The sequence below is a fragment of the Acinetobacter sp. KH_038 genome (assembly GCF_057839405.1).
On the sequence record NZ_CM174489.1, the window covers coordinates 128318 to 142552 of the forward strand.

Below are 14235 nucleotides of genomic sequence, written 5' to 3' on the forward strand. Positions count from 1 at the left end.
GAGAAGATGTAGTTAATCGGGCTTGTACTTGACAAGTGAACGCATGAGCAGCATTCTTAAAAACAATTTTATCAAGATTAAGGCAGTATACGGGCTTAGTGACTGCCAATTATGAATTAGGAATTTTATAGGTCATGGCCTCATTTGAATTTTTCGAAGACGATCATAGCGATAGCAATGGTCAAGCCCGTTTCACTGTGTTTGGTGTAGGCGGTGCGGGTGGTAATGCTGTACAACACATGTTGCAGTCCGATATCCAGGGCGTCAAGTTTGTTTGTGCCAATACGGACAAGCAGGCACTCGATCGCATGGAAGCCGAATTTAAAATTCAGCTGGGCGAACAAAGTACCCGTGGTCTGGGTGCAGGTGCAAATCCGCAAGTGGGTCAAACCGCAGCAGAAGAAAGCCGTGAACTGATCCGTCAGCAGCTTGAAGGGACCGATATGGTCTTTGTCACTGCAGGTATGGGCGGTGGTACCGGAACCGGTGCTGCCCCAGTCGTAGCTGAAATTGCCAAGGAAATGGGCATCCTGACCGTAGGTGTGGTGACCACGCCATTCAACTTTGAAGGCAAGCGCCGTTTACAGTCTGCGGAAAAAGGGATTGAAGCCCTTGAGCAGCACGTCGATTCATTGATCATCATTCCAAACCAGCGTTTATTGAAAGTCTTCCGTGATATTTCAATGAAAGATGCCTATAAAAAAGCGGATGATGTTTTACTGAATGCAGTACGCAGTATTTTCGACCTGGTGGTACGTCCTGGTCATATCAACCTTGACTTTGCCGATTTGAAAACTGCCATGAGCACACGTGGCTATGCCATGATGGGTGTTGGCTTGGGCCGTGGTGAAAACCGTGCCCGTCAGGCTGCTGAGCAGGCAATCCGTAGTCCATTACTGGATAACGTGACCATCATGAATGCCAAAGGTATTCTGATCAACGTGACCGGTGGCGATGATGTCACTTTCGGTGAAATTGAAGAAATTACCGATGTGGTTAACCAGATTGTCGACTTGGACGAAGGTCAGGTGTTCTACGGTACGGTATTTGATCCGGATGCACGTGATGAAATCAGTGTGACCGTGATTGCAACCGGTTTAACCCGTCATGCCGCGGATTCAGTTGAGCCGACCAAACGTACTAATGTACAGGCAACTCGTCCAGCAGCAGCCTCACAGGCGGTGGTCGAAGACGATGATGTGCCGGCAATTCAACGCCAACAGCATGAAACTGTTACAGTAGCAAGTCCTGCAGCATCGGTTTCAAGCCCGCGTCCAACGCCAATGAGCATTCAGGATTATCTTAAGAATCAACAGCGTAAATAACATGTAACATCATGTGTTTACCATGATTACACAGGAAAGGTGGCTTTTAAGCCACCTTTTTGTTTTTTATCAATGGCCAAATATGCTAACGTATAGCGGTTTTATTGATGAACAGATGAAAGAAGCATGTTGAAACAACGTACCCTGAAACGTATCGTGAAAGCGAGCGGAATCGGACTTCACAGTGGACAAAAAGTCATGATTAACTTTGTGCCGCACCATGCCGATGGGGGAATTGTGTTTCGTCGTATTGATCTGAATCCGCCAGTCGACATTCCTGCCGATGCCATGCTGATTCAGGAAGCTTTCATGTGCTCGAATCTGGTACAGAAAAATGCTAAAGTTGGCACCATCGAGCATGTCATGAGTGCGATTGCCGGTTTGGGAATTGATAACCTGATTATTGAAGTTTCTGCCTCTGAAGTACCTATTATGGACGGCAGTGCAGGACCATTCATTTACTTGCTGATGCAAGGTGGACTGCAAGAACTCGATGCTGCGAAAAAATTCGTCAAAATTATTAAACCGGTTGAAGCACTGATTGATGACAAACGTGCCATCTTTAGTCCACATGAAGGCTTCCAGTTAAACTTTACCATTGATTTTGATCATCCTGCTTTCAAGAAGGAACACCAGTCTGCCAGTATCGATTTCTCGACTGAAACTTTTGTTTACGAAGTCAGTGAAGCACGTACTTTTGGCTTTATGAAAGATCTGGACTATCTCAAAGCCAATAACCTGGCGCTGGGTGCCAGCCTCGAGAATGCCATTGGCGTCGATGAGACCGGTGTGGTCAATGAAGAAGGTTTGCGTTTCTCGGACGAGTTTGTACGCCATAAGATTCTGGATGCGGTGGGGGATTTATACCTGCTCGGGCATCAGATCATTGCCAAATTCGATGGTTACAAGTCGGGTCATGCCTTGAATAACCAGCTTTTACGGAATGTGAAAAGTGATCCAAGTTGCTATGAAATTGTAACATTTGATGACGAATCCAATTGTCCGATCATGTATGTAAATGTGACATAAGTCATTGTGTTTGTGTCTTTATGTTTTTGTTATGGCTCTAATACTGTGACATTCATCACATAATTCTTGCTTTTTAATTTATTACATTTGATTGCGATGTTACTTTTTATTGCTTGCCAAACGTAGTAAAGCTTGGCTAAGCTTAGGGTCGCTTATAAAGTCGGCAGCACTGCGAAGTAATTCCTGTGTTTCTGTATTTAGGGCTCTTTCAGGTGTTGCTGCAACAGGTTGCGTTTGCGAAGGATTCCGCAGGCAAACTTGAAGTTTAGTAAGATCTGTTAATTCATGTATTTGAGAGAGTTGTGAAATGTATTGCTTTTGAAGATAGGCCAATTGACTGATCATGGCCTGGTTTTCACCGGTAATCGTTAACACACCATTTTGATAGCAGACAACTTGCCAGCGTTCCGGTTGGGGCAATAGTGGTTGTACGAGTTTCGTAAGTTTCTGCCATGCGGCAACTTGTGATGAGAGAAACGAAAAGTTTCCTGTTTTTATCTGTTTTCTTGTTTGTTGAAAAACGTTGACAGGTTCCGACATACATAATTCCTACATATTTATGTCTTAATCTTATGCGCTTCTTTTAGTGGATATCAAGGATAGAGATCTTCAAGAAACTCGATTAAAGCAGTTTAGAGAGGTTTTTTATGCATATGCGACGTATTTTGTTGGCATTTTCTTTATCAGTTTCAGCTGCTTCAGTAGCATTTGCAGATTTAGTCAATCTAAATCAGGAAAATGGTTCAACAGATCGTATCGAGCAATTGACGCGTACTCTGGCACAGGGTGCATATACTCATCCCGATGATATCGACATTCCGGCACAGACCAAATTAGACGTTCAACTGCGTGAAAAGCCGGTTGAGCTGAACAATCAAACACTTGCCCAGAAGTATGCGAATACTTCATCCAACAAGGCAGCAGCAAACAGTACTTACTCTTGGCTAATTGCCCATCCCTTACCTAATTCTCGCGTAAGTTCAAATTACGGTGGCCGTACCATGAGTGGTCGTGCAGAAAATCATTCTGGCCTCGATCTGGCAGCGCCAAGCGGTACACCCATCTATGCCACAGGTCCGGGGATTGTGACCAAATCAGGTTGGGGTACCGGTTATGGCCAATACGTTGAGATTAATCATGGTAATGGCTATTTAACGCGCTATGCCCACGCTTCACGTCTGATTGCACGTGTAGGAGAGCAGGTGCAAGCAGGTGATCATATTGCCAATGTCGGTTGTACAGGTCGCTGTACCGGTCCACACCTGCATTATGAAGTAGTCAAAGACGGTCAACGTAAAAACCCATCTACTTATCTGGCGATGCTACCTTAAGTATAGACCTGAATTACATCGTAGATCTCTATACATAAAAAACCTCTAAACTGCATTTCAAAACCAATTAAGCTCAAGGCTCTTCAATTCAGTTGAAGGGCCTTTTTTCTTCATTGCTTTTAAGTCTCATATTATCACCAACTATTATAATGATTGTATAATAAATCGCCTTTATTGGCTATTTTTTGTTAGATTGTGTAATTGTACGTCACCCATCATTTAGTTCCTAAATAGTACTGCCAAATCGCATTCAGCTAAGACCATACCTGCTGAGGTCGCAAATATGGTACATATAAGACATTAGATTAGGCTTTTAGGAACTGTAGATTATGGCGTTTTATGGCGATACAGACGCGCAAGAAACCCAAGAATGGCAAGAGGCATTTGACTCCGTTTTGCAGCATATGGGTACTGAGCGTGCAGCATTTTTATTAGAAAAACTTTATCAACGCGCAATTGCAAAGCATGTTCCTATTCAGCGTTTAAATACTCCCTACTTAAATACGATTTCTGTTGAAGAACAACCGGCAATGCCAGGTGACCAGGACATGGAGCGCCGGATCCGCGCGCTGGTTCGCTGGAACGCCCTGGCTATGGTACTGCGTGCGAATAAAACCGGTGATGACCTCGGTGGTCACCTGGCCAGCTTTGCGTCTTCAGCAACGCTATATGATGTCGGTTTCAACCACTTCTTCCGTGCCAACAGCGACAGCTTCGGCGGTGACATGATCTATTATCAAGGTCACTGTGCTCCCGGTATTTACGCGCGTTCATTTTTAGAAGGCCGTTTGACTGAAGAACATCTGAATAATTTCCGTCGTGAAGTGGGTGGCAAAGGCTTGCCATCTTATCCGCATCCTTATTTGATGCCGGACTACTGGCAGTTCCCAACCGTATCGATGGGTCTGGGCCCAATCATGTCGATCTATCAGGCGCATATCCAGAAGTACCTGATGAACCGTGGCCTGATCAAAGAAGAAGATCGTAAGGTCTGGGCATATTTGGGCGATGGCGAGATGGATGAGCCGGAAAGCCTCGGTGCGATTTCACTGGCAGGTCGTGAAAAGCTGGATAACCTGATCTGGGTGGTGAACTGTAACTTGCAACGTCTGGATGGTCCGGTACGTGGTAATGGCAAGATCATTCAGGAACTCGAGTCACTGTTCCGCGGCGCAGGCTGGCGTGTGATCAAGGTTGTCTGGGGCCGTCATTGGGATCCGCTCCTCGACAAAGATAAATCTGGCGCACTGAAAGCGGTGATGGAAGAAGCGGTTGATGGTGACTTCCAGCGCTATCAGGTCAAAGGTGGTGCTTATGCACGTGAAAAGTTCTTTGGTAAATATCCAGAAGCCAAAGAGCTGGTCAAAGACCTGAGCGATGAAGATATTGATAATCTGAACCGCGGTGGCCATGACCCGTACAAAGTCTTTGCTGCTTATGCCGAAGCTTGTACTGCCAAAGGTCAGCCAACGGTGATTCTGGCGAAAACCGTAAAAGGTTATGGCTTGTCCGAAGAAATTGAAGCAGTCAACAAAACACACCAGATCAAGAAGATGCAAATCAATTCCTTGAAATATGTGCGTGACCGTTTCAACCTTCCATTTACCGATGAGCAGCTTGAAGAAGTACCGTTCTATCGTCCAAGCGAAAACTCGCCTGAACTGAAATACATGAAAGCACGTCGTGAAGCCTTGGGGGGTTACCTGCCGGCACGTCGTAAGGAAAGCGAGCAACTGGCGATTCCTGGCCTTTCAGTCTTTGATGCGGTCCTGGCTGGTTCAAATGGCAAAGAGCAATCTACCACCATGGTCATGGTGCGTTTAATCTCTGCACTGCTGAAAGAGAAAGCGATTAAAGACCGTGTGGTGCCGATCGTACCTGATGAAGCACGTACTTTCGGTCTGGAAGGCATGTTCCGTCAGCTCGGTATTTATGCTGCACATGGTCAGAAATATACCCCTGAAGACCAAGAACAGCTGATGCATTACCGTGAAGCCAAAGACGGTCATATGTTGCAAGAAGGGATTAACGAAGCCGGTGCAATGAGTGCATGGGCAGCGTTGGCGACCAGTTATTCAACCAATAACCTGCCAATGATCCCGATGTACATGTATTACTCGATGTTCGGTTTCCAGCGTATTGGTGATATTGCATGGGCAGCCGGTGATGCACAGGCACAAGGTTTCTTGCTTGGTGCAACTGCGGGTCGTACTACACTGAACGGCGAAGGCTTGCAGCATCAGGATGGTCATTCTCATATTCTGGCCAATACCATTCCAAACTGTGTCTCTTATGACCCATGTTTCGGTTATGAGCTGGCAGTGATCGTGCATGACGGTTTACAGCGTATGTATGTCAATCAGGAACGTGTGTTCTACTACCTGACCGTAATGAACGAAAACTATGAGCATCCGGAAATGCCGAAGGGTGTTGAAGAAGGCATCAAGCGTGGTATGTACTTACTGGAAGAAGATGAAAAAGCCACTGTTCAGTTACTCGGCTCAGGTGTGATCCTGCGTGAAGTGATCAAGGCGGCAAAAATTCTGCGTGAGGAATACCAGATTCACTCGAATGTCTACAGTGTCACCAGCTTCAATGAGCTGGCACGTGACGGTATGGCATGTGAAGAATACAACCGCCTGCATCCACTGGCTGAAGATGTGAAAGAAGCATGGGTATCAAAACAGTTACGCGGTACCGAAGGTATTGTGGTGTCTGCAACCGATCATATGCGTGCCTATAGCGAACAGATCCGTGCCTATCTTCCAGATGGCCGTCCATTCGTTGCACTGGGTACTGACGGTTATGGCCGTTCAGATACACGTGCCAACTTGCGTAGTTACTTCGGTGTCGATGCTGCCCATATTGTGGTGGCAACCCTGAAAAAACTGGCAGATGAAGGTGAAGTTGATGCGCGTCTAGTGAAAGATGCGATCTCGACTTTCGAGCTGGATACTGATCGTCCGGTGGCTTGGGCACCGCAAGAAACGCCATCAGTACATGCTGTTGCTGACTACAAAGAGGAGAACTAAGCATGCAAATTACGACTCCCGATATTGGTGTAGATAAGGCAACAGTGGCCGAAATTCTGGTCAACGTGGGTGATACGATTGCGATTGATGACAGCATCGTGTTGCTTGAATCTGATAAAGCCTCTGTTGAAGTGCCAAGCACTTCAGCAGGTGTGGTAAAAAGCATTCTGGTCAGCCAGGGTGATGAAGTGGCTGAAGGCACAGTACTGATTGAGCTGCAGGCTGAAGATGGCAGTGCGGATGTGGTCGAGCCACAGCAAGCAGATGCATCACAAAAAACTTCAGAAAATACCCCGACCTCTTTGCCGGATCAGGAGATCATGCAGGAGCTGGCATCGCATCAGCCAAAAACCTCTGCTGCGCCTGCGGCTCAAGCAGGCTCGAAAGTGGTCGATGTGCAAGTTCCGGATATTGGCGTAGAAAAAGCCACTGTCGGCGAAATTCTGGTATCGGTTGGTGATGAAATCGATGTCGATCAAAGTATCGTGGTGGTGGAATCAGACAAGGCAACAGTTGAAGTACCAAGTACTGTTTCAGGTACGGTGGAATCTATCGACATCAAAGAAGGCGACACGATTAAAGAAGGTGTGGTGATTCTGAAAGTGAAAACTGCGACTTCGGCAGCACCGGCAGAAGCACCGCAAGCCGAAGTTACTCAGCCGGCCACCGAAGAGAAAGCAGTCCAAGCATCGCAAACTGCAGCAGCACCTGCCGGTGATGTTGAAGTGATGGTGCCTGATCTGGGTGTCGACAAGGCCGCTGTGGCTGAAATTCTGGTTCAGGTAGGTGATACGGTCGAAAAAGACCAGAGCATCATCGTGGTTGAATCAGACAAAGCCACAGTTGAAGTGCCAAGCTCTGCGGCTGGGGTAATTAAAGCCATTCATGTTGAACTGGGACAGAATGTCTCTGAAGGCAATGCACTGGTGACGATTGAAGCTGAAGCAGATGCTGCACCGGTTGCAGCTAAGGCAGAAGCACCAAAAGCAGCTGTTGCACAAGTAGAGACAACTAAGGCAGTACCAGCTGCGTCTGCTAATACAGCAGTGGCGACGTCTGATAATGCAGACAAGCTGACCAAAGAGCAGAATGTCGCCAACTCGAAAGTCTATGCCGGTCCTGCTGTGCGTAAACTGGCACGTGAACTCGGGGTGGTCCTGGCAGATGTTCAGGCATCTGGCGCCAATGCACGTGTTATGAAAGAAGATCTGAAAGCTTATGTCAAAGCGCGTCTGACTACGCCGCAGGCTGCTCCTGTAGCTGCCGCTGCTCAAGTCGCAGGTTTGCCAAAACTGCCAGACTTCAGTGCATTTGGTGGTGTAGAAGAAAAAGCCTTGACGCGTTTGCAACAAGTCTCTATTCCGCAGTTGTCGCTGAATAATTTCATTCCGCAAGTGACCCAGTTTGATGCAGCCGATATTACTGAACTGGAAGCATGGCGTAATGAGCTGAAAGGCAACTTCAAGAAAGAAGGCCTGAGCCTGACCATTATGGCGTTTATCATCAAAGCGGTTGCGCACTTGTTGAAAGAAGAGCGTGAATTTGCTGGTCACCTGGCCGATGATGGCAAGTCAGTATTGCTACGTAACGAGATCCATATGGGTATCGCGGTGGCAACTGCAGATGGTCTAACGGTTCCGGTATTGCGTCATCCCGATCAGAAGTCAATCAAACAGATTGCCACTGAGCTGGGAACCCTGGGTCAAAAAGCGCGTGACAAGAAACTGTCACCAAAAGACCTGCAAGGTGCGAACTTTACCATTACCAGCTTAGGTTCGATTGGTGGTACAGCATTTACGCCATTGGTGAACTGGCCGCAAGTGGCGATTCTGGGTATTTCACCTGCCACCATGCAACCGGTATGGAATGGTGAAGGCTTTGATCCACGCTTGATGCTGCCACTTTCATTGTCATACGATCACAGTGTGATCAATGGTGCAGATGCAGCACGCTTTACCAATAAGTTGACGAAGCTGCTTAAAGATATTCGTACTTTATTGATCTAAGCCCTCTTTGTATTTCTCCCAGCGGGAGAAAGCAATAAGAGAAAAACCCTGCTTCGGCAGGGTTTTTTGCTGCTGCATTGAAAAATAATCTATTTGATTCTATACTTGGCGCACTTCATTGGGGAGTAGCCGCCTTTTGCGCAAAGCAGAAGGGTGATGGTCAACATATTTGCTCAACCGGGCATGGTCATCATAGCAAAGAACCAAGTCAGCTTTTCCAAGCTTTCTTTTGTTGGCAAGACCTTTGATTTACCACTCTGCAGATTTTGGCTAGCAGGAGCGGTGAGTCATTGGTATTGGATGCTAGCCAGAGAAAGACCTTATGTATGAATTCTTACTGTCGACTGCAATCGTGGCACTGGCTGAAATGGGTGACAAGACCCAACTGCTGGCTTTGCTGCTTGCCGCACGTTTTCGCAAACCTGTTCCTATTTTGGTTGCCATTTTATTGGCGACACTGATTAATCACGGCCTTTCTGCGGTATTGGGACAATGGGTAACCACCGTGATTGGGCCGGAAGTCCTGCTGTGGATCGTTTCGATTGGCTTTATCGCGATGGCAATCTGGATGCTGATTCCGGATGAACTGGGTGATGAAAATGCCAGTATCAATAAATGGCAAAAATTCGGGGTATTTGGTGCAACCTTCATTTTGTTCTTTCTGGCAGAAATTGGCGACAAGACCCAGATTGCTACAGTGGCACTGGCAGCACGTTTCGACAGCGTCTTCTGGGTGATGTTAGGTACCACGCTGGGCATGATGCTGGCCAATGCCCCTGCGGTATTTTTGGGTGATAAACTGGCGAACAGACTGCCGATCAGCCTGATCCATAAAATTGGCGCGGCCATTTTCCTGGTCATAGGTGTTGCGACACTGGTCCAATACTATTTATTTTAAAGCCTGAAACAAGAATTGCATGAATCCAATCCTGAGCTAAAAACTCAGGATTTTTTCTGCTTAAAATTCTCCGAAAAGCTTGATAAATATCGTGATATGGTCAGTTTTATAGATTGTAAATTCTATTAATTCCTTATATGTTGTACGGGTATAAAACAGCAGTTTTAACTATAAATTGGGGAATTTACATGGTTTTTGAGCGCACCACATCGCAAGTCCTGTTTGATAACGGGACACATAAATGCATTAGTTTTACCAGTCTGGTCAAAGGTGAAGGCGTTCAGGCAAACCAGTTTTTGATTATTGATAATGAGCGCGCTGCGGTACTCGATCCGGGTGGCGATTTGACCTATGTTCCGCTGACCATGGAGCTGAATAAATATACCCGCTTGACCCATCTGGACTATGTCATGGCTTCACATCAGGACCCGGACATTATCACTTCCATGCCGCGCTGGCTGGTATATACCGATGCCAAAGTGGTGGCTTCCAAGCTCTGGGCGCGTTTCTTGCCACATTTAAACTCGGCTTTTATGAGTGACCGCATGAAAGGCAACTGGCTGGATCGGCTGGTCGAGCTGCCGGATCATGGCCAGATCATTGCCTTGGGCAATTCTAATATCGTGGCAGTCCCGGCGCATTTTCTGCATTCGGTAGGCAATTTCCAGTTTTACGATCCGATTGCCAAAATCCTGTTTTCAGGCGATATGGGTGCCTCTATGGTGGATGATGCCGCCAAGCCACTGGAAAATTTTGCTGCGCATATTCCAAAAATGAAAAGCTTTCATCAACGCTATATGTGCAATAACAAGGTGATTCGTCTCTGGGTGAACATGGTGCGGGGCATGGAGATCGAGATGATTGTGCCGCAGCATGGCACGCCCTTTATTGGCAAGGAGCAGATTACCCAGTTCCTGGACTGGATTGAAACGCTGCAATGCGGCACCGACCTGATGGATGAGACCGTGTTTACCTGTCCGGAATAGTTAACAGAAAAAATAAAAAAATTCTTGTATAGAAAAACAACATTTTTTATATTTCTTCTCCAAAAAACTTTTTTTGATGATGAGAACTTATAAGAAATGTTATCTCAAGTTCCAACACCGGACGCGTGTCTAAGCTGCGGGGCGTGCTGCGCCTATTTCAGGGTTTCGTTTTATTGGGCTGAAGGGATTCATATGCCCGAGCACTATACCGAACCTGTGACTGCAGTCTATTCATGTATGGCTGGAACCAATCAAAAAAATCCACGCTGTATTGCCCTTGAGGGTGAAGTGGGCAAGCAGGTCAGCTGCGGCATGTATGAAGCACGTAGCTCAAGTTGCAAAGAAGTACAGATCGCCGATGAACAATGTAATAAGGCACGTCTGGCACACAACATGTTGCCCTTTATTCAGATTGAAAATGATGCAGCTGAGAATGATGACAGTTTTGAATCAGTCAGCTAAATCGACCCAAGCAGGGCTTAGGCCCTGCTTTTCAAGCTTTTAAAATATTCAGCTCTATTTATATTTATCATCTAGTTTATTCTGTGTTTGCTCCTGTCTTATCCTGCGATTGCTGTCCTGAAAAATAATTCAGCAGTGCAGAAGTCATTTCAATTAAAAATAATTTTGCAATAGCAATGAAATTTAAGTCGATATTTGTTTATAATAGTGCACGGAAATTACCAGTGAGACTGTTATGTTGACCATCGTTCAAGACGCGTTAACCTTCGATGATGTCCTATTACTCCCTGCCTATTCTACTGTTCTCCCAAAAGATGTCTCTCTAAAGACACGCCTGACCCGTGGCATTAACCTGAATATTCCTCTTGTGTCTGCAGCAATGGATACGGTGACTGAGTCCCGTATGGCAATTGCAATGGCGCAAAATGGTGGTATCGGTATTTTGCACAAGAACATGGATATCGCTGTTCAGGCTGCAGAAGTGCGCCGTGTGAAAAAATTCGAAGCGGGTATGGTCAAAGACCCGATTACAGTCACTCCTGAAACCACTGTACGTGAATTGATTGCCTTGACTCAAGCCAACAATATCAGTGGTGTGCCAGTGGTAAAAGACGGCAAAGTGGTCGGTATTGTCACCGGTCGCGATACACGTTTTGAAACCAATCTTGAGCAGCCAGTCAGCAATATCATGACCGGTCAGGATCGTCTGGTGACGGTTCGTGAAGGCGAATCCAAAGAAAATATTCAAGCTTTATTGCAACAGCACCGTATTGAAAAAGTATTGGTGGTCAATGATCAGCAAGAGCTGAAAGGCTTGATTACGGTAACAGATTTCCGTAAAGCTGAACTTTATCCAAACAGCTGTAAAGATGACCTTGGTCGTCTGCGCGTGGGTGCTGCAGTCGGTACCGGTGCAGAAACTCCAAGCCGTGTGGAAGCACTGGTTGAAGCGGGTGTAGATGCCATTGTTGTCGATACAGCACATGGTCACTCTGCGGGTGTGATTGAACGTGTGCGTTGGGTCAAAGCCAACTATCCACAAGTTCAGGTCATTGGCGGTAATATCGCCACTGGCGATGCTGCACTGGCCTTGCTTGATGCGGGTGCTGATGCGGTTAAAGTCGGGATCGGTCCTGGTTCAATCTGTACTACACGTATTGTTGCCGGTATTGGTATGCCGCAAATCTCTGCAATCGATTCTGTGGCCAATGCGCTGAAAGATCAGATTCCTTTGATTGCGGATGGTGGTATCCGTTTCTCTGGTGATATGGCCAAAGCAATTGGCGCGGGTGCAAGTACCATTATGGTGGGTTCATTGATGGCCGGTACTGAAGAAGCACCGGGCGAAGTTGAATTCTTCCAGGGTCGTTACTACAAAGCTTACCGCGGTATGGGTTCATTGGGTGCCATGGCGGGCGCAACCGGTTCTGCGGACCGTTACTTCCAGGACTCTAAAGCGGGTGCCGAGAAGCTGGTTCCTGAAGGTATTGAAGGTCGTGTACCTTACAAAGGCCCAATGGGCAATATCGTGCACCAGATGATGGGCGGTTTACGTTCTTCTATGGGGTATACCGGTTCTGCCGTGATTGAAGATCTGCGTCAAAATGCCAAGTTTGTGAAAATTACGTCAGCGGGTATGTCTGAATCACACGTGCATGATGTGACCATTACCAAAGAAGCACCAAACTATCGCGTGGGTTAATTTCCTGTGATTTAAAATTTTAAAAAGCCGTCATGCAAATGACGGCTTTTTTATTTTGGTGTAAAGTGTGGCACAAGGAAAAAATGGGTGAGATCAATCATCCGCTAAGAAGTGAGACAATGATGAGTTATTTTGGTACGGATGGTATTCGCGGAAAGTTTGGCGAATTGCCGATTACCCCTGAGTTTGCCCTGAAATTGGGGTTTGCAGCCGGTAAAGTTTTAAAGCGTCATAGTAAAAAAGCCAAGCCCTTAGTGGTTTTGGGTAAAGATACCCGTTTGTCCGGTTATATTCTGGAAGCAGCCCTCCAGGCTGGTTTAAATGCCGCCGGCGTTTATGTTCATCTATTAGGTCCACTGCCAACACCGGCGATTGCCCATTTGACTCGTGCCTTACATGCCAGCCTTGGTATTGTGATTTCAGCTTCGCACAATCCTTATTTTGATAATGGTATTAAATTTTTCTCTGCAGAAGGCAAGAAACTGCCGGATGTCCTACAAGATGAAATCAATCAGGAACTCGAACAGGACTTCGTGATTGAAGATACCGCAAGCCTGGGTAAAAGTATCCGGGTCAAAGATGCCAATGGCCGCTACATTGAATTCTGTAAATCGACTTTCCCGTATCATCTGGATCTGAATGAACTGACCATTGTGGTAGATTGCGCCAATGGTGCAGCCTATAACGTCGGACCGGCCGTGTTCCGTGAACTGGGCGCGCGCGTGATTGCGATCCATAATGAACCGACCGGTTTGAATATCAATCAGGACTGTGGTTCGACCCATCCGGAAAGCCTGCAACAAGCTGTCGTGCAGCATCAAGCCGATCTGGGTGTGGCCTTTGATGGTGATGCCGACCGTGTGGTTCTGGTCGACAAGGCCGGCAACCTGATCGATGGCGATCATATTCTGTATATTCTTGCTACACAAAGCTCGAAAAAACCGGCAGGTATTGTTGGTACCTTAATGAGCAATATGGCACTGGAACTGGCATTGGAAAAAGCCCAGGTGCCATTATTACGTGCCAAAGTCGGTGACCGCTATGTGTTGCAAGGCCTGGAAGAAAATGGCTGGACGATTGGTGGCGAGCCTTCAGGTCATATTCTGACCTTGGACAAGAGCACCACTGGCGATGCGATTATTGCAGCCTTGCAAGTGCTGACAGTCATGGTAGAGCAGAAGAAAGCCCTGCATGAGCTGGTGGCGGATTTTCAACTGTTGCCAAACGTCTTGGTCAATGTGCGTTTAGATGCCATGTTTGATCCTTATTCAGTACCGGCACTGGCCGCTGAATTTGCCAAAGCGGAACAGCAGCTTAAAGGGCGTGGCCGTTTACTGATTCGCAAATCGGGTACCGAACCGGTGATTCGCGTGATGGTTGAAGGCGAAGATTTAAGTGAAGTGACTGCACTTGCAAATAGCTTGGCAGATGCTGTACGTGCCAATGCCGCTTAGAGGAATACAG

At 46.8% G+C, this 14235-nt stretch carries 11 protein-coding genes and 1 riboswitch; of the genes, 10 read left to right on the forward strand and 1 reads right to left on the reverse strand.

Annotated elements, in window-relative coordinates; genetic code table 11:
- Positions 1-134 precede the first annotated feature (134 nt).
- Both ftsZ and lpxC read left to right on the forward strand, forming a co-directional pair.
- Complete coding sequence (gene ftsZ, locus AC3IT7_RS00600) at positions 135-1325, forward strand: cell division protein FtsZ (protein ID WP_475654163.1); 1191 nt, start codon at positions 135-137, stop codon at positions 1323-1325.
- Between the two features lie 126 nt (positions 1326-1451).
- Complete coding sequence (lpxC, locus tag AC3IT7_RS00605; RefSeq protein ID WP_475654162.1) at positions 1452-2354, forward strand: UDP-3-O-acyl-N-acetylglucosamine deacetylase; 903 nt, start codon at positions 1452-1454, stop codon at positions 2352-2354.
- 99 nt (positions 2355-2453) lie between these two features.
- Here the strand turns inward: lpxC and AC3IT7_RS00610 are convergent, their stop codons facing one another.
- Positions 2454-2894: a DciA family protein gene (locus AC3IT7_RS00610; protein ID WP_475654161.1), complete on the reverse strand. Its 441-nt coding sequence runs from the start codon at positions 2892-2894 to the stop codon at positions 2454-2456.
- A gap of 107 nt (positions 2895-3001) precedes the next feature.
- Between AC3IT7_RS00610 and AC3IT7_RS00615 the strand changes: the two genes are divergently transcribed.
- The 8 genes from AC3IT7_RS00615 to glmM all read left to right on the forward strand — a co-directional run bounded on the left by AC3IT7_RS00615 (position 3002) and on the right by glmM (position 14225).
- Complete coding sequence (locus tag AC3IT7_RS00615; protein WP_489249042.1) at positions 3002-3685, forward strand: M23 family metallopeptidase; 684 nt, start codon at positions 3002-3004, stop codon at positions 3683-3685.
- Between the two features lie 329 nt (positions 3686-4014).
- The gene (gene aceE / locus AC3IT7_RS00620) at positions 4015-6717 is read left to right on the forward strand and encodes a pyruvate dehydrogenase (acetyl-transferring), homodimeric type (protein ID WP_475654159.1); all 2703 of its coding nucleotides are present in this window, start codon (positions 4015-4017) and stop codon (positions 6715-6717) included.
- A 2-nt stretch (positions 6718-6719) separates the two neighbouring features.
- Positions 6720-8723, forward strand: a complete 2004-nt coding sequence (locus tag AC3IT7_RS00625; protein WP_489249043.1) for a 2-oxo acid dehydrogenase subunit E2 — start codon at positions 6720-6722, stop codon at positions 8721-8723.
- A gap of 108 nt (positions 8724-8831) precedes the next feature.
- Positions 8832-8973, forward strand: a riboswitch (yybP-ykoY riboswitch).
- Between the two features lie 72 nt (positions 8974-9045).
- Complete coding sequence (locus tag AC3IT7_RS00630) at positions 9046-9621, forward strand: TMEM165/GDT1 family protein (RefSeq protein ID WP_489249044.1); 576 nt, start codon at positions 9046-9048, stop codon at positions 9619-9621.
- Between the two features lie 188 nt (positions 9622-9809).
- Positions 9810-10607, forward strand: coding sequence for an oxygen-binding di-iron domain-containing protein (locus AC3IT7_RS00635; protein ID WP_489249045.1), 798 nt, complete (start codon positions 9810-9812; stop codon positions 10605-10607).
- A 96-nt stretch (positions 10608-10703) separates the two neighbouring features.
- On the forward strand, positions 10704-11069 hold the full coding sequence (locus AC3IT7_RS00640; protein ID WP_475654156.1) for a YkgJ family cysteine cluster protein: 366 nt from the start codon (positions 10704-10706) through the stop codon (positions 11067-11069).
- 235 nt (positions 11070-11304) lie between these two features.
- The gene (gene guaB / locus AC3IT7_RS00645; RefSeq protein WP_005095051.1) at positions 11305-12771 is read left to right on the forward strand and encodes an IMP dehydrogenase; all 1467 of its coding nucleotides are present in this window, start codon (positions 11305-11307) and stop codon (positions 12769-12771) included.
- A 122-nt stretch (positions 12772-12893) separates the two neighbouring features.
- Complete coding sequence (gene glmM, locus AC3IT7_RS00650; protein WP_489249046.1) at positions 12894-14225, forward strand: phosphoglucosamine mutase; 1332 nt, start codon at positions 12894-12896, stop codon at positions 14223-14225.
- Positions 14226-14235 lie beyond the last annotated feature (10 nt).

What these genes read in the sequence shown, in the direction of transcription:
- ftsZ (WP_475654163.1), top strand. Translation starts at nt 135, where the DNA reads ATGGCCTCATTTGAATTTTTCGAAGACGATCATAGCGATAGCAATGGT.
- lpxC (WP_475654162.1), top strand. Translation starts at nt 1,452, where the DNA reads ATGTTGAAACAACGTACCCTGAAACGTATCGTGAAAGCGAGCGGAATC.
- AC3IT7_RS00610 (WP_475654161.1), bottom strand. Translation starts at nt 2,894, where the DNA reads ATGTCGGAACCTGTCAACGTTTTTCAACAAACAAGAAAACAGATAAAA.
- AC3IT7_RS00615 (WP_489249042.1), top strand. Translation starts at nt 3,002, where the DNA reads ATGCATATGCGACGTATTTTGTTGGCATTTTCTTTATCAGTTTCAGCT.
- aceE (WP_475654159.1), top strand. Translation starts at nt 4,015, where the DNA reads ATGGCGTTTTATGGCGATACAGACGCGCAAGAAACCCAAGAATGGCAA.
- AC3IT7_RS00625 (WP_489249043.1), top strand. Translation starts at nt 6,720, where the DNA reads ATGCAAATTACGACTCCCGATATTGGTGTAGATAAGGCAACAGTGGCC.
- AC3IT7_RS00630 (WP_489249044.1), top strand. Translation starts at nt 9,046, where the DNA reads ATGTATGAATTCTTACTGTCGACTGCAATCGTGGCACTGGCTGAAATG.
- AC3IT7_RS00635 (WP_489249045.1), top strand. Translation starts at nt 9,810, where the DNA reads ATGGTTTTTGAGCGCACCACATCGCAAGTCCTGTTTGATAACGGGACA.
- AC3IT7_RS00640 (WP_475654156.1), top strand. Translation starts at nt 10,704, where the DNA reads ATGTTATCTCAAGTTCCAACACCGGACGCGTGTCTAAGCTGCGGGGCG.
- guaB (WP_005095051.1), top strand. Translation starts at nt 11,305, where the DNA reads ATGTTGACCATCGTTCAAGACGCGTTAACCTTCGATGATGTCCTATTA.
- glmM (WP_489249046.1), top strand. Translation starts at nt 12,894, where the DNA reads ATGAGTTATTTTGGTACGGATGGTATTCGCGGAAAGTTTGGCGAATTG.